The sequence below is a fragment of the Verrucomicrobiia bacterium genome (genome assembly GCA_026414565.1).
Classification (GTDB): domain Bacteria; phylum Verrucomicrobiota; class Verrucomicrobiia; order Limisphaerales; family Fontisphaeraceae; genus Fontisphaera.
Window position 1 is genome coordinate 144,058 of sequence record JAOAIT010000053.1, and the last position, 20,044, is coordinate 164,101.

The window sequence follows — 20,044 nt, forward strand, 5'->3', positions numbered from 1 at the left end:
ACGTTTCGCAGCTATTTTCTTTGTAACCCTTCCGCCCAAAGGCCTCAGAAAGAAGTTAGTATGACAACTGATGCTACCAAGCCAGAGCGTTGCCCTCGCTGCGGGGCGGAAGTACCGGCCGAAGCACCCCAGGGATTGTGTCCGCGATGTGTCATGGTGGGTGCGGCGGCGCCGACGGACGGGATGGGAAGCCCCACTGGAACGTCGGAAATTCCGTCACTGCAACGCATTGCAGCGGCATTTCCACACCTTGAAATTGTGGGGTTAATTGGGCGGGGCGGCATGGGATTCGTGTTCAAAGCCCGCCAACCACACCTGGACCGCTGGGTCGCCTTGAAGTTGCTACCCGACAAGCTGGCCCGCGATCCATACTTTGCGGAGCGTTTCAACCGCGAGGGCCGGGTGCTGGCCAAATTGAATCACCCCAATATCGTTAGCGTATACGACTTCGGCAAAACTGAGGAGTTTTATTACCTGCTGATGGAATATGTGGACGGCGTGAACCTTCGCCAGGCCATGCAGACGGGCCGTTTTTCCCCCACCGAGGCCCTGGCTATCGTGCCCAAAATCTGTGAGGCCCTGCAATATGCACACGAGCAGGGCGTGTTGCATCGGGACATCAAGCCCGAGAACATTCTGCTTGACGCCAGGGGCCGGGTCAAAATTGCCGACTTTGGCATTGCCAAGGTGGTCGGCGAGGAACGACCACCATTGACCTTGACCGGCACGGGCGCCACGTTGGGCACGCCGCACTACATGGCTCCCGAACAATTGGAGTCTCCCAATCAAGTGGATCACCGGGCCGACATTTATTCGCTGGGGGTGGTGTTCTACGAAATGCTGACGGGTGAGCTGCCCATTGGGCGTTTTGCCCCGCCCTCCGCCCGCACTCCGGTCAGTTCATCGGTGGATGAAGTTGTTTTTCGCACCCTGGAGAAGGACCGTGAGAGACGTTTTCAAAGCGCACTGGAAGTTAAAACCAAAGTGGAACTCCTGACTGCCAGCGGCTCAGCATCCGTTGCAGCAAGGCCGCTGCCGGTGCTGTTGCGGGAAACACGTGGTTACATCAGCACTTTGGCGCATATCCAGAGTTTGGCAGGACGTGTGTGCTCAGCGCATTTGGGGACTGGCCAGTGGAAATTGTATAGTGACCGCCTTGTTTATGTGGAGGGACCCCAAAGTCTTGCCCTGGCTTTGGACAGTATTCGCTCCATCACGCTGGGCCATTTCCCGGCCTGGGTGAAACCTGCGGGCAGGGCATTTCTGGCAATTTCCTTTCTGCAAGCGGGGGAGGTTCGCACGCTGTTATTTGCCCCCATTCTTCCCGGCACCGCAACGGTGGAGGCGGTAAATCGGCATACCGCAGAATGGCAACAGGCATTGAGAGAAGCAATCCATCAGGCCATCGGCCTGCCACTGTCCGAATCCTCCCCGGCCACCTTCCCTCTGCCTGCCTCACGTCTGGATGGCAAACATCTTTGGTTGTTGGGCTTGCTTGGGATGGTTTCGGCGCTGCCCGTCTTCTTCCAGTCCTGGCTCAAGGGCCGTCCTCCCGGCGGCTACCTGGAAGACTTGCTGCCCTACCTGCTGGCGCTGGTGCCGGGTGTTTTGTGGGCCAGTTGGTTGTTCTGGTCCAGGCGCAAGACCAGACGCGCGCTTTTCCCGCCCTCTTCTCCGCCCGCGAACCGTGGCCCAGCCGGGACTCAAGTCCTGGATTCTTCCAAGGTTTCGGTCAAAGCCATCATCAGTGCAGCCTTAACGGGCCTGGCCTGGGTGCTGGCGGGAGCTCCCTTGGTGCTGGCCTTTGCCGGAGGAGGACTCGGTTGGGCGGAGCTGCTCCTTTTTGGTGTCCCGGCCTGTCTGGCAGGACTGGCCGGGTCTATTCTGGGTTGGGTGGCACTTGGCGATATGCGCTACAGCCAGGGCCGGCTGCGTGGCTTGCCGCTGGCGATCTATGGGGCGTTGGGCAGCCCCCTGTTATTGCTACTGGTACTGGCCATTGGCTTTCCGTTTGTCAATGTGATTGCGGGCCAGCCTTCCCTGGCTTTGCGGATGCTGGCCTGGCTGCTGCCGGCAGGTGCCTTGACTTTTGTTTTTTGGGCCATTTATGCCACCAGCCGTTGGGCGTCTCATGCGCCGCGCGAGCGCCGGCGCGGGGTGTTAAAGTGGGTTTGTGGTGCCTTGATCATGATTGGGCTGGTGATACTTGCGCCCGTATTTTTCTATTTGTCGCGCAAAACTTCGCAGGCGGGGTATGGTTATGCCTCCCTGCTGCAGAGCAACCCGCTGCCGCCGGGGATGGTCAAACTGGCTGCCTTGTCTGACCAGCGCGGCGATGGTTATTGGTGGCAGCCCGACGGCTCGCAGGTGGACAAAACGCCGTCTGTGGCAATGAAAGCCGAACCCAACTGGCGAAATTCCCAGCCGGATGAAAGGCGGGTGCAGATGCTCTTGGAATTGCATGGGGTGCAGACCGGGGACTCCAGCCCTCGCTTGATTTTGCCGGAGGCTCATGGTTGGAGCGGTCAGACGGTGCAAAACCCATCGGCCGGTGAAGGCTCCACCACGTTTTACCTCCTGAGTGCAGCCTTCCCGACAGAAAAGAAAACCACCACCATTTACGTGGGCCTGGCCCGTGGCCCGTGGCGCACTCTGGCTCAGGATGCCATCACGGCCTCTTCTGCTTATGCGGTAGCGCTGGACAAAACGAATTGGAAAATTGCCTTCCACGGGGCAACGGAGGAGAAGGAGGGCCACACGGTCGTTCAGGCCAGTTATGCATGTCGCGACCGTGATTTCTTCGAAATTCGAATATCAGCCATCTTGGCCAATGGTACCAAGGAAGCGGGGCTGGTGTTACGTGAGTCTGGCGGGCATCTGCGCGCCACCTTTCCCAAGCGTGCCCTTCGCGACATTCAAAACTTTATTTTTGAAGTGCGGCCGTACCAATGGACGGCCTTTAAGGAGGTTCATTTGTGGCCCGCGCCTGCTCAACAACATGCCAGTCGCGCCAATCTTGTCGGCTTCGCTGTGGTCAAGGTGCCCAAAAGCCAGGTGGCTGTTGTGACGCTGATAAGAGGAACCAACGCAATACCTGAAGTTGGAGGGTTTTTGGTGGCACCGGATGATGAAAATATCTCTGCCGAGGTGAAACTGGAGCCTGCCACAGATGCCGAGGGACGGGGCGACCCCGCAGAGTTCACCATGAACCTCAGGACTGCCGAGGGGCAGGAAGTGACAGCCGGCACAACAAGGCTGGAGAACGCACAGCTTTTGGCAATAGGCCCGCCGCCCTTGCGCCTGCCCCTCCCTCAACCGGGGCAGGATGCCGTAAAAGTGCCGTGGCTGCAACTGCGCGTGGGGGAGAAGGCAGAAACCATCTATATCCAGGTGGCTTATACCCACCGTTTTCGTCATCTGGCAGTCAGTGCTTCCCCCATCGTTGGCGGAGGTACCAACTGGCAGGAAGCCTTGGAATTGGTCTCGGCCGCCGCTGCGCGGGATGGCGAGACTGCGCTCGTGGTGCGTTTTACGATTACGGAAGTTGCCGTTGTGGAGGAAGCAAATCAACCATGGTTGCGCATCGATTACGTGGCCAATTTGAACACGAATTGGCTATCCCTCGTCAGGGCTCAGGGTGACGGATTTGAGACCGAGGTCAGGCGTCTGGCCTTGCGCGAAGGGGTGGCGGGATTGGCCTCGGTGCGCCATGAACGAGCCCTCATTCGTCTGCCGGCCGGATTATCGGTTTCCGCCGCAGCCGAGCTGGCGCAAAGTCTCGCCGTGGCACTAGTCGCACAAAACTTGGAAGTACCTCCCGGCAGGGAAATCCCTCTCTTCAGAGTGCCGGTGGTCGAGGCAGGTATGTTGGAAGTGGCTTTGGGTGCGGCACCAGTCACCCAAGTGCCATCCACCAGTTTAACTTTTACCGGGGTGGCCATGTGGCAGGAGGGGCGGCACTTTTGCCTGGGCTTTGATTATACCCTGAACAGCGGCAGGGCGCAGGAGGTTTTCCGATTACAAAGTCCCGTTCCGGATGCATGGGTTACCTCCGCAAGCACAAAATTTGTGCGCCACGAAAGGGCGGACGCTCCTCCCCTGGTAACCTATCGGGCCACCTTGGCCTTGCCGCCGGCGGTGGATGAAACTGAAGCCCGCCAGATGCAGCAGACCAACCGCCTTGGCTGGGTGGGACGCACGCTGGAATTGCGTGCCGGCGAGCGTCAAGCATTGTTCTCCTGGGCCCTGAAGCAGGGAGCGGTTTTGCACTTGACGGTAGAAAGCCGCATGCCCAGCGTTGATCGAAGCCGGTGAACAAGACGCCTTCCTCTCATGGACATGGTTTCGGCCCAACGCGTTGGACGCTGGTTCTACGCAGTCAGGGGGGTACGCCGGAGGCCCGTGCTGCCTTGAGTGAGTTGTGCGAGGCTTATTATCAACCAGTACTTCGTTTTTTACAACGGGAGGGTCGCCATGAGGACGCGGCACGTGAACTGGCGCATGATTTTTTTGCGCGGCTGCTGGAACGGGGACAGGTAGGCGGGGCTCATCCCGCCAAAGGTCGCTTCCGTTCGTATTTATTGGGGGCGTTGAAGCACTACCTGGCAGATCGGCGCGAAAAAGAAGGGCGTTTGAAACGTGGAGGTGGTGTCATCCTTCAACCACTGGAATCCGAGACCACCCACCCCACTGCTGCCATTGCCAGGGAAGGGGCAGAGGCCACCTCGACCGTGACCGACGCCTGGTTTGACCGGCAATGGGCCCTGACGGTCATGGCCCGCGCCTTGAAGAATTTGGAGGAGCAAATGGTGTCCGAAGGTCGTGCCGAACATTTCAGGGTGTTGAAACCCTGGCTGGCTGGCGATGGAGCAGCATTGGACGCGGCTGCTGCTGCGGCTCAACTGGGACTGGGTGAGAGCGCTTTAAAGGTGGCTGTGCACCGACTGCGCAAGCGTTTTCGCCATGCCGTGCGGGAGGAAGTGGCGCAAACCCTGCCGGAGGGAGCTGATTTGCAGGCGGAGTTGCGTTACCTGATCGAGGCGCTGTCGGCGCCATCGCCTTGACTGGCCCCGTGGACGATCAGCGCGCCAGGGCTACCAGATAGCGTTGCAGGCGCATGGCCTCCTCCGATTGCCGCTGCTGCTGGTAAATCTGGTGCAGGTTGGAACACATGCGCATGAGCATCCGCCGCGGGGTGACCGGGGTCAGGAATTCATCGTACAAGCCATGATGATGCGTGTGCAGATACTTTACGCAGTCGGCCTTGGTCAGCAGACGCCCCCCGTTGAAGGGATCAATGTAGATTTCCTCGGTGGGTGACTGATAACGGCAAATGAAGTGGCCGGGCAGGCCGATGCCGGCGACGGGCATTTTAAGGCGCCGCGCAATCAACAAATATACGGTGCACAGGCCGATGGGATTGCCTGTGCGCCGGTCAATCACGCGGTTGAGATAACTGTTGTCGGGGTGGTAATAATCCTCCTCGTTGCCGTGAAATTGTTCCTGAACAAAGAGGAAGTCGTTCATCACCCCCAGCATTTGCACGGAGTTGGAGCAGGGGCGCAGGCGCTGGCGAAGTTCCTGGGCAAAGTAATCCAGCAGCGCCCGATACCCCTCCACCTGAATGTCGGCATACTGGGTGCGCGCCAGGAGCCAGGCGCCCTCCTCCAGGTCGAAGTCGTCGCCCTGCCGCAGGCAGAAGGCCAGAAATTCATTGTCGGCGTCCTGCCGGGCAAAGTGCAGCACGATGCTTTTGGCACGTTGACGCAGCAGAGGATCGGGACTGGCCAGGTGGGGGCGCAGCCAATCCGCCGCTTCGTGGCCATAAGCCAGAAGCTTCTGCCGCACGGCCTGGTGGACAGCCGGGTCATCATCGCCCAGGAGGCTGATCAGCGCTTCGCGTTGGGCGTCAGACAACCTGGGCAGGACGGTGCCGGACGTTGGTTTCATGTCAACTAATGCAATTGGACTGCAAAACAATTGATGCTTATTTGGGCAAATTATTCAAATCAAAAGTGCAGGAGGCGCACCTGCCGTAGCTTGGCCGGTAATTGGACTTGCGCCAACCGGCCAAAGCCGTTGGAATAGGAGCGCATTGGGCGCGCACCTATGCCGTACCACCCCAAACATTATTGCGGCGTTTTCGGCGTTTTTGGACATCCCAACGCCGCGGAACTGACGTATTACGGACTGTATGCCCTGCAGCATCGCGGGCAGGAAAGCGCAGGCATTGTCACCTGCGACGAGAGCCGCCAGTTTCACGTGCACCGCGGCATGGGCCTGGTGTCCCAGGTTTTTGGCGCCGACGTGTTGCGCCATCTGCAGGGGCATGCTGCCATTGGACACACGCGGTACTCCACCACCGGCTCCTCGCATCTGCGCAACGCCCAGCCGCTCACCGTGGATTGTGCCCGGGGGCAGATTGCCATTGCCCACAATGGCAACCTTACCAACGCCGCCATTCTGCGAGAGCAGCTTGAAGGGCGCGGTTCCATTTTCCAGACCACAGTGGACAGCGAGATCATTTTGCATTTATTAGCCCAGCCTTCGCTGGGCGGGGCGGAAAACAACCTCGTTCAGACGGTCCGGCGCATTGAGGGGGCGTATTCCCTGGTCATACTAACCGAGACGGAGTTGATCGGCGTGCGGGATCCGCATGGATTTCGTCCTCTGGCCCTCGGCACTCTGGACGGAGCCTATGTGTTGTCCAGCGAGACCTGCGCTTTTGATCTCATCCATGCGCGCTATCTTCGGGACGTTGAGCCCGGGGAAATCGTGGTGATCAGCCGGGAGGGGCTGAAGAGCATCCAGGCCTTTCCCGAGCATCAGCGGGAGGCCTTTTGCATTTTTGAATACGTGTATTTTGCCCGGCCCGACAGCCACATCGCCGGGCGCAATGTGTACAAGGTGCGGGTGGAGATGGGCCGCCAACTGGCGCGGGAGCATCGCATCGAGGCCGATGTGGTGGTGCCCGTGCCCGACAGCGGCAACTGCGCAGCGCTGGGGTATTCGCTGGAGAGCGGGATACCCTTTGAAATGGCGTTTGTCCGTAATCATTACATTGGGCGCAGCTTTTTGCAGCCGACCCAGTTGATTCGGGACATGAACGTCCGGGTGAAGTTGAACCTCATTCCGGACCTGGTGCGTGACAAGCGGGTGATTATTGTGGATGACTCCATCGTGCGGGGCACCACGTGCCGCACGCGCGTGCACAATCTCAAGGAGGCCGGCGCGCGGGAGGTGCACGTCCTGGTGAGCTGTCCTCCCCACATGCACCCATGCGTTTATGGCATTGATTTTCCGGATCGCAGCAAACTCATGGCGGCCAATTGCAGTCAGGATGAAATTCGCCGCTACCTGAATGCGGATTCTTTGCATTACCTGTCCCAGGAGGGCATGGTGGCGGCCACGGGCCGGCCGGCTTCCTGCTTCTGCATGGCTTGTTATGATGGACGATATCCGGTGCCCTACGATCCCGCGCTGGACAAACATATCATGGAACGCCGCCGGGCGCGGCTCACCTCGGTGAGCGAAGCGCTGGAACGGGAGCAGCGCCAGATCCGGCTGATATAACTCAACTTCCGCCCCGGCTCATCCAGCCCAAGGGACGGGACGAGTGTCGGTGGATGATTAGTAAAGCTAAAAACAATTTCTCAATTATGGTTTCAGCTAATACTTTGTGAGCTGTATTAATAATTGTTCGACAAACTTTTTTTGGGTTCGCATACATTAGCCCGTCTTACAATATGTTGTGGACATTAACCAGCCGGCCTGCTGTTGCCCTGGCCCTGTGGTGGGGGCGGGGATGCAACTCCACAACCCCCGCGGCGGCGGTGGGCTGCTGGCTCAACCCCTAACCTTACACCTCATACTATGGGACTCATTCAGGAAACCCTCGACATTGTGCGCCGGCGCAACCCCAACGAGCCGGAATTTCTGCAGGCCGTCACCGAAGTGCTCGAATCCATCGAGCCGGCCATTCAACGTCATAAAAAGTATCGCGACGGCAAGATCCTTGAACGGATCGTGGAACCGGAGCGGCAGATCATTTTCCGCGTCCCCTGGCTGGATGACAAAGGGCAGGTGCAGGTGAATCGGGGATTCCGCATTCAGTTCAACAGCGCGCTGGGCCCCTACAAGGGCGGCCTGCGTTTTCACCCCACGGTGTGCGCCAGCATTTTGAAATTCCTGGCCTTTGAGCAAATCTTCAAGAACTCCCTGACCACGCTGCCCATGGGTGGTGGCAAGGGCGGTTCGGACTTTGATCCGAAGGGCAAATCGGACAACGAAGTGATGCGCTTCTGCCAGTCGTTCATGACCGAACTCTACCGGCACATCGGTGATGATGTGGACGTGCCGGCCGGCGACATTGGCGTGGGCGGTCGCGAAGTGGGCTTCCTGTTTGGCCAGTACAAGCGCCTGACCAAGCAATTTAATGGTGTGCTCACGGGCAAAGGCCTGAACTGGGGCGGCTCGCTCATCCGTCCGGAAGCCACGGGTTATGGCGCGGTCTATTTTGCGCAGGAAATGCTCAAGACCCGGGGCCTCTCGTTCGAGGGCAAGGTGTGCACGGTCAGCGGCTCGGGCAATGTGGCCCAGTACACCGTCGAGAAATTGAATCAGTTGGGCGCCAAGGTGGTCACCCTGTCCGACTCCAACGGTTACATTTACGACAAGGACGGCATCAATGAGGAAAAACTGGCCTGGGTGATGGACTTGAAGAACGTTCGCCGCGGGCGCATCAAGGAGTACGCGGACAAGTTCGGCGCGAAATATGTGGATGGTCGCCGGCCGTGGGAAGTGCCTTGCGATTGTGCCTTCCCCAGCGCCACCCAGAACGAAATCAGCGGCGAGGATGCCCGCACGCTGGTTAATAACGGCTGTTTCCTGGTGGCCGAAGGGGCCAACATGCCCACCGATCCGGAGGGCGTCGAGGTGTTCCTGGCCAAGAAGATTCTGTACGGGCCGGGCAAGGCGGCCAACGCCGGCGGCGTGGCCACTTCGGGCCTTGAAATGTCGCAGAACTCCATGCGCATGAGCTGGAGTCGCGAGGAGGTGGACCAGAAGCTGCATCGCATCATGGTCACCATTCACAAGAACGTCAGCGAAACCGCGGCCGAGTACGGCCAGCCGGGCAATTACGTGGTCGGCGCCAACATCGCCGGTTTTGTTAAGGTGGCCGATGCGATGTTGGACCAGGGCCTGGTTTAAGGCTGCATTGGCACTGGCGGAATCCGCCAGACGCAAGCGAATCAACGGCGGCTGGAGTAAATCCAGCCGCCTTTTTGATTTGCATCTTGCGCCAAGGCCACAGTGGGATAACCTTTGATTGTGCACAGGAATCTCGCATTACTAGGCGCCCTGGCTGCAGGCTGGGCCATCAGCCTCGCCGCCGCTCCGGATGTGGCTTCAGCAGGCGAAACAGAGGCGGCGCTGGTGGCTGCCCGCGCCCGCTTGGCGGAACTTCGCCGCGTGTGCAAGGAGGCCCATCCCGCCGTGCAGGCAGAGTTGCGGCGCATACAAGATTTGGAACGCCAGCGCCGCACGCCGGCCACCCCGCAAGCCGAACTGGCCCTGGCGCGAGAAAGACTGGCGGAATTACGCCGCACCTGCAAAGAGCAGCACCCGGCGGTCCAGATTCAGCTAAAACTGATCGCCGAATTGGAGCGCAAAGCTGGGGAGAAACCCGCAGCGCCTTGAGGCGGTCGAAAACTATTGCGGTTTGAAAAGATGCTCATTGAGCTGGCGAATTAAATCGCCGGGACTGTTGAGGCTTCCTGCGAGGGCCTTGTTGCCGAGGACCAGTTGTGGCATGGCGCCGGTGCCCAAAATCAAGTAATTCGTGTGATACAGGGAGATGCTGGTGCGCAATCGCGCGTCAATCCAGGGATCGGTTAATGCTCGTCCCAAGGCATCAGCTCCCACCAAATTGGCTGCGAAATCACTGGCTTCGCCGACTGGGGGCGGCTGGGGCCGGGAAAACATGAAGTCATCAAACTGCTGGAAACGCTGCCGGTTGGCCCGCCACACGGCCAGTCCCAGCCGGGCATAGACGCAAGCGTTGCTCGCGGTGGGGTGGGTGCGGCGGATCAGCGGATTGCAGGTGCTGTCCAATGGCATCGGCAGACTGATGATGGCCAGGCGGTTGCTGAAATATTGCAAGGCCGTGCGCAGGTGCGCGTGCATGATGTGGCAGTGGTGACAGGTATAATCAAAGAGGCTCACAATAACGTAGGGGGCATCCGGTGACCCCAGGAGCGGGACGTCATTTAAATCAAACTGAAACGCTCCTTGATGGGTGGAAATAAGGCGACCGGTGCGTCCCGGCTGTGCCACGGGCGGGGCAGGGGAAGGAGCGGAGGTCTGGGCCAGGGGAAGCGGGGTCACCTGGTTGGTAGTCGGCGGGGGCGCGGAGGTGATGAGCTGTTGAGTGGGCGCCAGCGTTGGGGGGGGAGCGAGCGCAAGGGCAGGTGCAGGATTGGAATTGGCGGCCGCTTGGGCCGCTGGAGGGGCGATGGTTTTGATTACGTGCCCCGACTTCTTGAAAGCCAACTGGCCGCCAATCAGCGCCCCTACCGCTGCCAGACCGACCCCAGTGAAACGCCATGCCAACGCGGGTGCCAGATACACTTGTTTCTGCTTTTTGTTGGTTGATTTAGGTTCTGATTTAACAGGCGCTGAACGAATGATCCACAGGGCGGCGGCCACTGCCGAGCCATGCGCCGCGAGGCAGAAAGGACAGAGGCCCTTGATGGCGAAAAGCATGAGCGCCACAAACCAGGAAGCGGCTCCCACCACCAGCACCGACAAGCCTAGCACCACCGCCCAGAATTGGCGTCTGCGTTCTGTCGTCTGGCGGGGGTACAGAGTCATCAACGTGAAAAGGCTGGCATAGGCCAGGAACGCCGGGGCACTTACGGGCACGCCCAACCAATAGGCCCAGCGGCTGCGCAAAACACGGTCGCAGCCGGAATCCGGCCCGCAACCAGCAACGCCGCCGCCGCTTAGCGATACATACAGCAGGTATAAGGAACTCGCCATGGCCACCGCCAGCAGGGCGCGAATGGCCGTGCGTTGCCAGGAGGCCGCAAAACCATCCACGTCAGCAGGCGCACCAGAAGCCTGCATGGGAGCTGCTCGGGTGCCTGATTTGTCGCGCATAGTGGATTCCGCAAAGCGAACCTACACCGCCGGCCGCGCCGGGCCAACCTAAAAGCGCTTCCAGCCGCCTATTACTAAAGTCGTCTTGATGTAAATGGAATGGAGAAGTGATCGATGTCAAGTTGTGACGTGTGGCCGGACTGGGTGGAGTATGGCGATTTTATGAGCCGGCTTAGCTTACGCACTACAAAATCCCCTTTTCAAGGCACAAAGCACCCCAGGGCCTCGGTCTTTAGCATACATTAGCTTCACTGGGGAGGGGAAAAGGGTTCGGTTTGGAATTGAGCTCGGCAGCTGGCGACTACCAGTCTGCGAGAATGGAGTGGTCAGTGTTGGTTGAGAAATGCCAGTTTTAGCCGGATTTTAGCTTGGTGATAGTGAACAGGTTCGTAAGGCAATATATCCGGCAGAACCCCCTTGTTTTACCTTTTTTTCACACTCGTAACGCTTGGGGATTATCTGTCCTCCTCCTTATGCAAGCGAATGGTGGTGGTAAATATTCCCTTTTTCATTTGACGCTCATAATGCTCCTCCTCCTGAACGGCCAGCCGGGCACGCTGGATAAACGCTTCCAATACCCGTGGGTTGTGTCTCTTGGTATTAAGAAGACGCTCCGCTACGCGGATGACCTTGCGATGCCTTTCCTCCGCCGCCCAACGGCTTAACCGCTTCAGCTCCTCTTTTGCCAGTTCCACGTCGCCTGAATCGCTGTCCACTGAATCGAAAAAACCCCAAATGGCGTCTACCAACGATTGCGCCAACTTGTCGAACCAAGCAATGCCGATACATCCCGAAGCAATACTACCAAGAATGACATAAGCGAATAAATCCCCACCGGTAAGGTCGTAAGCTGACTGAACTACCAAATAACATCCAATCGAAAAAGCCATCCGCAATGCCGTCTGAGGCGACTGATCGTGGCGGACCCACAACAAAAGCATGCCGAAAATCAATATGCTTGCTGGGTAAAAAAGAGTGTGGTAGTGATTTAGACAAATATCAATAACACTCATAACTTTGCGCAGATGATTTTCCACCCAATGGAAGGAAATCCAGCATGACAAGTCTTCTTTAATGCCTTTCGCAGATTACTAATGACCATATTGTATGTCGTCAAGTGGAAAGGGTTGGTTTAGCAATTAATCCAATAAATATTGGGATGTGAGTAGGGTTGACAATGGAAGGATGCCGAGGGGGAGATTTGGGCGGTCAAGAGGGAGGTTGAATGTCTTCAGGAGCCGCAGAGGCTTCCTGCGCCTCCAATAGCCCCCTTTTCTGGGGTCCGCTGTTGCCAAAACAGAGCTCCGCCGCGTTTCAACATCAAAATAGGGAAGAGAGGAGGGGTTCAGTTCGAGAGCTATCTCCGCCGGCGGCGACTACCAAGCCGGCGGGGTTGCGATGATTGGTGTTGGATGACGTAATTGAGCTCAAGCTGGATGCCTTGTTGATTTTGGCGGGTAAACCACTGAGACAGGACGATAATGCGAAATGTCCGGAATTTAAATACCCCAATTTTCCTTGTTTCATCTCGTCCGAAAATGAAAAGGGGAATGTGGGAAAGGCTTGGTGTGGGTTGTCTGAAGCAACTGTTGGGGGTAGAATAGCTGGCCATGAATGATGCCCGGCACGATGCTGCCGTTTTTCGCCTGCTGTCAACAGCCGTGCTGCTGTGGGTGGGAAGCCTGATCAGTTTTCCCGCGCTGCCCGCCGCTCCCACGATCGAATTTGTTGCCCATCGCGGGGCTTCTTTTGATGCCCCCGAGAACACTCTCGCCGCCATGAAAATGGCATGGGAACAAGGGGCTGACGCTATTGAACTGGATTTATGGCTCTCCAAGGATGGCAAAATTGTGGTCTGCCACGATGCTGATACCGGGCGCACCGCCGGCGTGAAGCGTAAAATTGCCGAGCAAACCTGGGCGGAGCTGCAGCAGTTGGATGTCGGCGCGTGGAAAGCCCCTCGGTTCAAAGGTGAACGTATTCCCACCCTGGAAGCCATCCTCGGCACTATTCCCCCCGGCAAACGCGCTGTGTTGGAAATCAAGTGCGGCCCGGAAATCTTGCCCGCCCTGGAGGGCTGCCTGAAGGAAAGTCGGCGACGGCCTGAAGAAATGGCCATCATCAGTTTCAACTACGAGGCACTGCGGCAGTCCAAACAACGCCTACCGCAACATGCCCACTATTTTTTGCACAGCTACAAACCCGACACTAAAACAGGCAGGCTGCCCGAATTGTCCGATCTGATTCGCCGCGCACGGGAGGCAGGCTTTGATGGTCTGGATTTACATTATGATTGGCCCATTACTAGCGCCTTCGTGGAACAGGTGCGTGCGGCTGGCTTGGAGCTGCTTGTGTGGACAGTGGACGATCCGGCCGTAGCACGCCGGCTCGTTACCGCCGGAGTGCGAAGCCTCACCACCAACCGCCCGCAGTGGCTCCGACAACAGCTTCAAAAATCGGCGCCAGAGCCGCGTTAACCTAAAAAACCGGGGGCGGAGTGGAACCCGCCCCTTTTCCCAGCAGTCCCTTACACCGGGTAATCCAATGCCTCGGGAATCATGACTTTGGTCAGCGCGGCCGCGGCACGATCCTTGGCCAGCCGCGCGCCAGTCAGACAGCCGTCCAGGCGAATGCGCAATCGGATAAAGCCCTCCAGGCCTTCCATGCACACACACGGGCCGGCCTTGAGGGGATGGCTTTCTCCTGGCGGCGTGACCTCCGGCGCACTGCCGGCAATGCCGGCAATCACCGACTCAAGGGCCTGCAAATCCTCTTCCAAATAACAACGTTGACAGGCTTCCGGCGTCCATTCGGGATGGCGGTTGTAGCCAAAAACCAGCTCGGCACAAATCCGGCCCACCTCCCCCGCCGCCCGGGCACATTGGACATGAGCCAGGTCCTTCATGAAGCGCAACAGGCCCGGCAAGCCCGGGGCCACCGCGGGGTTTTCCGATCCACGGACGCCCAGTTCCAACACATCCATAATGAAACTGCGGGCTGCCAGCAGCCAGCACAGCGCATCGGCCAGCGGGAAGGTGACCCCGTGACGGTTGCTCTGGTAAAGTTTGCGGCCCTCGGCGTCCCTGGCATTTTGCAGATGCTCCAGACTCCACAGCCACATCTGCATGGTCGTGGCCAGGGTGCAGGCCCCCGTATCAGGATGCTGGCTGCCGATCTGCCGCATCTGCTGAATCCACTGCTTGAACTGGGCCAGAAAAACCTCCTGGGTCATGGTGATGGACAACTGGCGGCGCTGCACCGCCTCCGGGCCCTCATAAGTGGCCTCCAGTTGCGCGTCCATCCATTTGTGCCCCAAAAATCCGGGGCAATCCTCGGTGACACCGTACCCGCCCATGAGACTCACGGCTTCACGCATCATGTTGGCGCCATGGCCGGTGTTCCACAACTTGCAGGCGGGGCACAGCACATTGGCCAGCGAATCCAGGAGCACAAACTGCACCAGCTCATTGGCTTTTAATTCGGCGTAACGTGCCGCATCGCGCTCCGCCTCTGGTTTGGCCTCCAAGGCCAGCAACTCGATGGCCTGCTCACCCACCCGGGCCAGGAATTTCATTTGCGCGCGGCCGCCTTCAATTTTTTGCCCTTTGAGCAACTGATCCTTGCGTCGCTCCAGGGGGTCGAGCGTGTCAAACAAACGCGCCGCCTCAAACCCCAGCGACGCGCTGGCTTCGCCCGTCGCCCAGATGTCCACTAGCCGCTGCACGACGTCTTCCTTGGTTTGCAAACCCAGTTGGTTGCGCGGGGAGTCGGGATCTCCTTCGCCCCCCCGAAACCGTGTGCGCTGGTAGCGAATCACCGGCTCGATAGCTGACAGCAGCTTGGCCGAGGTCATGACGCCCACCGTCACACGGGTGCGGCGGAAAACGGCCTCGATAATTTCCCCATGAGTGTAGTTGGGGATGATGACCCCATCTTTGATCGTGTAACCGCCGATGATGCGACTGGCGGGCACTTTCAAACTGAACACCGGATCGCGGGTGGACGAAAGCTGATGCACGAGTTTGCGGGTGGGCACGCCGCGGTCGAAAATCCCGGGATCGTTCTGCTCCAGAATGATCATGCAACTGCCTTTGATGCGCGGGTCAGCGGAGTCTACCGCCGCGGTCACCACGTTGGCAAAGCCCATGTTGGTAATGAAGCGGCCGCGCTTGTCCACCTGCAGCAGGGGTTCTTCCCCTTCCTTCCACTCAGCCACGCGGACCTTGCCGCTGAGCAAACCCGTCTCCACCCCAACGTATGGCAGGGGCTCTGTGAGAGCAAAGGCGGCGCGCCACGGCTGCCGGTTCTCCCCCGGTTTGGGCGGGGCGCAAAGTTTCATGTATTTTTCGCGCTGTTCCGGGGTGCCTCGCTCATGAATGGGAGACAATCCCAAATTGCCCGCGAGGCTGCCGGTAGCCGCTCCAGCGTCCACCCAGGCCAGTTCAAAGGCCATGAGTGCCAGCGCCAGGTTTTTGGGGCCTTCGATGAAACCACCATATTCCGGCTCCAGATAGGCGGCCGTGATGCCGGCGGCGTCAAAGACACTGAGCAGGTTGTTCTTTTCCTCGGTCCATTCATGCGTGTTGCGGCCCCCCGCCGCCACCAGGCGGGCCACCGGCCCGCGGGCCACTGCGCGGGTGGATTGAACCAGCATGGCCAGATCGTAGCGATCGGCAAAGCGCCACATGATTTGGCGCACTTCGTCGGACGGCAGGGTTTGCAGGGTCTCTTGTGGTACTGCGCTTTCGGTTGGCATAATTGTGCAATCTGTTGCGCCTTTTGTACCTGCCGGCACGCGGCGGCGCAAGTGAAAGCCTCCCCCCTTTCGCTTTAACGACGTATCCAGCCCCCGCCCACCACGAGTTCCCCCTGATAAAAAACACATGCCTGACCGGGGGTTACGGCTCGCTGCGGTTCAGCAAAGCGCACCTCCGCCGTGCCGTCCGCCGCCGGGAATACCACGGCACGGGCGCCCGGATGGTTGTAACGAATCTTGGCCTGGACATCCAACTGGGCGGGCGGTCGGGCAAAGGCAATCCAGTTGCATCGTTCCACTGTTAATTCCGTCCGCGCCAGTGACTCCGCCCCGCCCACGATGACCCGGTTGTGCACCGGATCCAAATCCACCACATAAAGAGGTGTGGGATGCGAAATCCGCAGCCCTTTGCGCTGGCCGATGGTATAAAATTCGATCCCCTCGTGCTCGCCCAGCTTCCGGCCATGCAAATCCACTATGTCCCCCCGATGCGGCTTCACCAGCCCGGCCACGCGCAGGAATTTGCCGTAATCCTTGTCGGGCACAAAGCAAATTTCCATGCTTTCCTCCTTGGCCGCCGTTTTGAGCTGGCACTCGCGGGCCACCTCCCGGGTGTCATTTTTTGTGCGGTCTCCCAGGGGAAACAACACCTGCGCCAGTTGCTCCTGCCGCAAGCTGAATAAAAAATAACTCTGATCCTTCCGTGCATCCGTGCCGCGCAACAGCAGGTGGCGGCCGCTGCTCTCGTCACGCCGAATTCGGGCATAGTGTCCGGTGGCCACATATTGGGCGCCCAACGCCCTGGCCTTGCGCAGCAAATTGCCAAACTTCAGATGTTCATTGCACATCACGCAGGGATTGGGGGTGCGCCCGGCCTTGTATTCGTCCGCAAAGTATTGGATCACCAGCCGTTGAAATTCCTCCGCCTCGTCCACCAGGTAATAGGGAATGTTCAGCCGGTGGCAAACCGCCCGGGCATCCATGACCGCCTGCGGCCCGCAACACTTGTCTTCGGCACGGTTGACACAATCTTGGGGCCAAAGCTTGAGGGTGACCCCAATGACCTCGTAGCCTTGGGCCAATAAAAGCGCGGCGGCGGCGGAGGAATCCACCCCGCCGCTCATGCCCACCACCACCCGTTTGGGGTTGATGTTCACAATCAGGCCAACATAGGCGCAGCGCCCCCGGGTGTAAAGGGAGGCATGCTCAATTAGGCCCCCTCATCTCCCCTCTTCTGGCACCTTAAAGCAGGACGCGCCCACCAGTTTTTTGCTGGCTAACCCGGCCCCAAGTTTCTACTGTAACCCGGCATTTATAAGCAAATGCCGGTGACTAAGGCCGGCCTGCCAACAAGAATTGCCGCTAATTTATGACCATGGCGCAAGCGCAGACGCAAAATCAACGCCTCCTCAAGTGGGTGGAGGACATGGCCCAACTCTGCCAGCCCGCGCGGGTGCATTGGTGCGACGGCTCCGAGGCTGAAAACGCGCACCTCTGCAACCTGATGGTGCAATCTGGGACGTTCATTCGCCTGAATCCAGAAAAACGGCCGGGGTGTTTTCTGGCTCGTTCGCATCCCAGCGACGTGGCCCGGGTGGAGGATCGCACCTTCATCTGCTCTCAACGCCGTGAGGATGCCGGCCCCAATAATAATTGGGCCGAGCCGGCGGAAATGAAGCAGACACTCCTGAAGTTGTTCCAAGGCTGCATGGCCGGCCGCACCATGTACGTCATACCGTTTTCCATGGGCCCCTTGGAATCGCCCATAAGAAAGATCGGCATCGAATTGACCGACTCCCCCTACGTTGTGGTCAACATGCGGATCATGACCCGGATGGGCAGCGAGGTCCTTCAGGCGCTTGGGCAGGGGGATTTCATCCCATGCATGCACTCCGTCGGCGCGCCGTTGACCCCCGGCCAGGCGGATGTTTCCTGGCCCTGCGAGCCCGATCCGGCCAAAAAATATATTGTTCATTTTCCCGAAGAGCCCTCCATTTGGTCTTATGGCTCAGGTTACGGCGGCAATGCCCTGCTGGGCAAAAAATGTCTGGCGTTGCGAATTGCCAGTGTGGAGGCCCGGCGCGAGGGCTGGCTGGCCGAGCACATGCTGATCCTGGGTCTGACTTCGCCGCAGGGCAAAAAGTACTACATCGCCGCTGCTTTCCCCAGCGCCTGCGGTAAGACTAATCTGGCCATGATGCGCCCCTCCTTGCCGGGGTGGAAAGTAACTTGCCTGGGAGACGACATCGCCTGGATTCGCCTGGGCCAGGATGGACGGCTCTACGCCGTCAATCCCGAAACAGGCTTTTTCGGCGTGGCTCCGGGTACCTCCATGCGCTCCAATCCCAACGCCGTGGCCACCATCGCCCGCAACACCATTTTCACCAACGTCGCTCTCACCCCGGACGGCGACGTCTGGTGGGAAGACATGGGGGTGCCGGCCCCTGCCACAGCCAATGACTGGCAGGGACAGGAATGGAAGCCGGGTTGTGGCCGCAAGGCGGCGCACCCCAACTCGCGCTTCACGGCGCCGGCAGCGCAATGTCCGGTGATTGATCCTGACTGGCAGCGGCCGGAAGGTGTGCCATTGTCAGCCATCCTTTTTGGCGGCCGCCGGCCCTCTACCATCCCGTTGGTGAATGAGGCGCTCAGTTGGGAGCATGGGGTTTTCCTTGGCTCCGCCTGTGGTTCAGAAACCACAGCGGCGGCCTTGGGCAAAGCCGGGGTTCTGCGCCGCGATCCTTTTGCCATGCTGCCTTTCTGTGGCTACAACATGGCGGACTATTTTGCTCACTGGTTGTCCTTTGCGCAAAAAACTGATCCGGCCAGACTACCCAAAATATACTTTGTCAATTGGTTCCGTAAGAGTGACACCGACAGATGGCTGTGGCCGGGGTATGGCGAAAACAGCCGAGTATTAAAATGGATTTGCGAGCGGGTCGAAGGTACAGCCAAAGCAGCAGCCACTTCCATTGGTAACTTACCCACTCCTGACGCCCTCGATTTGAATGGCCTAAACCTGCCGGCGGAAGATGTTCATGAACTTCTGTCTGTCGATAAACAAGGCTGGCTCAATGAAGTTAAAAATATTGAGGAATATTATCAAAAGTACGGCGACCGAATGCCAGCGGCATTATTTCAACAACTGGAGGAATTAAAGAAGCGCCTGGCCTAGAGCAGGGTGTCTGCGAAAAGTCCAATATAGCCGGGCAATACAAAACCTATAGATTCAGTTTTTGGAATAGAATAATTTTTGTTGTAGGTATTCGGACTACAAACAAATCAGACTTTAATGCAGCGCCGACTCTGATCAGGCGGCAGGCCAATAAAAAAACTCTTTTTCCCATGAGTGGATTTCCCTGACGGCGAATAAGCACAACTTTCCTTCCCAAATATTCTTGGGACATTTTAATTATTTGTGAATCAATGAGGAATGCCTGCGCCAACCTGTAAATAATGTCAATTTTTTAGTCCAGGATGGATGCGTTTTGCTTATTTCAACATTTCTCCGGTCTGCTTGGAAAACTCTTCGATTGCTCGAAGATATCTATTTGGCCTGCTGATAGCGGAGAAGCAATGGATTAATGGCATTCCGTCTAACTTTTAGTTGTAAAAAATGAGTTGCATTAACTAATATAAAAAAACTCTTGATAAATCAATTACTAAGAGTACTTTGGATCTTGTATGAAATCTGATGTTTTGAAAGAATTCGCTACACTACGGGCACTTTTGGAAAAAGAACGCGACCAATTACAGGAGCGTTTGAACGCCATTAACGCCGTGTTGGCGGGACAAACGGCTGATGTTGAAAAAGCGGTCGCCGCTCTGGGCGGAAAGAAAAAGCGCGGACGCCAGAAAGCTGCGCCGAAAGCCGCCAAAGAACAGCAAACCCGGAAGCGCGGTCCTCGCAAGATGAGCGAGGCCGCCAAAGCCCGGATTGCAGCCGCGCAGAAACAGCGATGGGAAAAGATTCGCGCTCAGAAAGCGGCTGCCGCCGGGGCTGCCCCCTCGGCTCCAGCCGGGCAGCCTTCCTCGCCCGCCCCTCAAGCCTGAACCTCCTGAATTAATAAACAATACTCACAGGGCACCCAAGGGTGCCCTGTGTTATTTTTGTATGGCTTATAAACG

13 protein-coding genes are annotated in these 20,044 nt (G+C 58.2%); 8 read left to right on the plus strand and 5 right to left on the minus strand.

The features are described from left to right. Positions 1–183 precede the first annotated feature (183 nt). The gene (locus N3J91_12475) at positions 184–4,314 is read left to right on the plus strand and encodes a serine/threonine protein kinase (protein ID MCX8157239.1); all 4,131 of its coding nucleotides are present in this window, start codon (positions 184–186) and stop codon (positions 4,312–4,314) included. After that, positions 4,311–5,063, plus strand: a complete 753-nt coding sequence (locus tag N3J91_12480; protein MCX8157240.1) for a sigma-70 family RNA polymerase sigma factor — start codon at positions 4,311–4,313, stop codon at positions 5,061–5,063. Before N3J91_12475 ends, N3J91_12480 begins: the two co-directional genes overlap by 4 nt. Positions 5,064–5,079: 16 nt before the next feature. Here N3J91_12480 and N3J91_12485 read toward each other — a convergent pair whose 3' ends face one another. Next, on the minus strand, positions 5,080–5,949 hold the full coding sequence (locus tag N3J91_12485; protein ID MCX8157241.1) for a transglutaminase-like domain-containing protein: 870 nt from the start codon (positions 5,947–5,949) through the stop codon (positions 5,080–5,082). A gap of 159 nt (positions 5,950–6,108) precedes the next feature. On the opposite strand from N3J91_12485, the gene purF reads away from it, so the two are divergent. The 3 genes from purF (at position 6,109) to N3J91_12500 (ending at position 9,699) form a co-directional block, all read left to right on the plus strand. Continuing rightward, on the plus strand, positions 6,109–7,572 hold the full coding sequence (gene purF / locus N3J91_12490) for an amidophosphoribosyltransferase (protein ID MCX8157242.1): 1,464 nt from the start codon (positions 6,109–6,111) through the stop codon (positions 7,570–7,572). A 300-nt stretch (positions 7,573–7,872) separates the two neighbouring features. After that, complete coding sequence (gene gdhA / locus N3J91_12495; protein MCX8157243.1) at positions 7,873–9,210, plus strand: NADP-specific glutamate dehydrogenase; 1,338 nt, start codon at positions 7,873–7,875, stop codon at positions 9,208–9,210. Positions 9,211–9,330: 120 nt separating this feature from the next. Then, the gene (locus N3J91_12500; GenBank protein ID MCX8157244.1) at positions 9,331–9,699 is read left to right on the plus strand and encodes a hypothetical protein; all 369 of its coding nucleotides are present in this window, start codon (positions 9,331–9,333) and stop codon (positions 9,697–9,699) included. A gap of 12 nt (positions 9,700–9,711) precedes the next feature. Here N3J91_12500 and N3J91_12505 read toward each other — a convergent pair whose 3' ends face one another. Together N3J91_12505 and N3J91_12510 are read right to left on the minus strand one after the other, a co-directional pair. After that, positions 9,712–11,160 (minus strand): hypothetical protein, encoded by a 1,449-nt coding sequence (locus N3J91_12505; protein MCX8157245.1) that lies wholly within the window; start codon positions 11,158–11,160, stop codon positions 9,712–9,714. Positions 11,161–11,615: 455 nt separating this feature from the next. Next, on the minus strand, positions 11,616–12,173 hold the full coding sequence (locus N3J91_12510) for a hypothetical protein (GenBank protein ID MCX8157246.1): 558 nt from the start codon (positions 12,171–12,173) through the stop codon (positions 11,616–11,618). A 597-nt stretch (positions 12,174–12,770) separates the two neighbouring features. On the opposite strand from N3J91_12510, the gene N3J91_12515 reads away from it, so the two are divergent. Then, positions 12,771–13,637 carry a glycerophosphodiester phosphodiesterase gene (locus tag N3J91_12515; GenBank protein ID MCX8157247.1) on the plus strand — a complete coding sequence of 289 codons (867 nt, stop codon included), beginning with the start codon at positions 12,771–12,773 and terminating at the stop codon, positions 13,635–13,637. Between the two features lie 50 nt (positions 13,638–13,687). Here N3J91_12515 and N3J91_12520 read toward each other — a convergent pair whose 3' ends face one another. Beyond that, entirely contained in the window at positions 13,688–15,916 is a 2,229-nt protein-coding gene (locus N3J91_12520) for an acyl-CoA/acyl-ACP dehydrogenase (protein MCX8157248.1), read from the minus strand. Between the two features lie 74 nt (positions 15,917–15,990). Beyond that, a complete protein-coding gene (gene mnmA, locus N3J91_12525; GenBank protein MCX8157249.1) occupies positions 15,991–17,067 on the minus strand; it encodes a tRNA 2-thiouridine(34) synthase MnmA in 1,077 nt (358 codons plus the stop codon). Between the two features lie 224 nt (positions 17,068–17,291). Between mnmA and N3J91_12530 the strand changes: the two genes are divergently transcribed. Continuing rightward, positions 17,292–19,091 carry a phosphoenolpyruvate carboxykinase (GTP) gene (locus N3J91_12530; protein ID MCX8157250.1) on the plus strand — a complete coding sequence of 600 codons (1,800 nt, stop codon included), beginning with the start codon at positions 17,292–17,294 and terminating at the stop codon, positions 19,089–19,091. Between the two features lie 509 nt (positions 19,092–19,600). Beyond that, positions 19,601–19,969 carry a hypothetical protein gene (locus N3J91_12535; GenBank protein MCX8157251.1) on the plus strand — a complete coding sequence of 123 codons (369 nt, stop codon included), beginning with the start codon at positions 19,601–19,603 and terminating at the stop codon, positions 19,967–19,969. Positions 19,970–20,044: the final 75 nt, after the last annotated feature.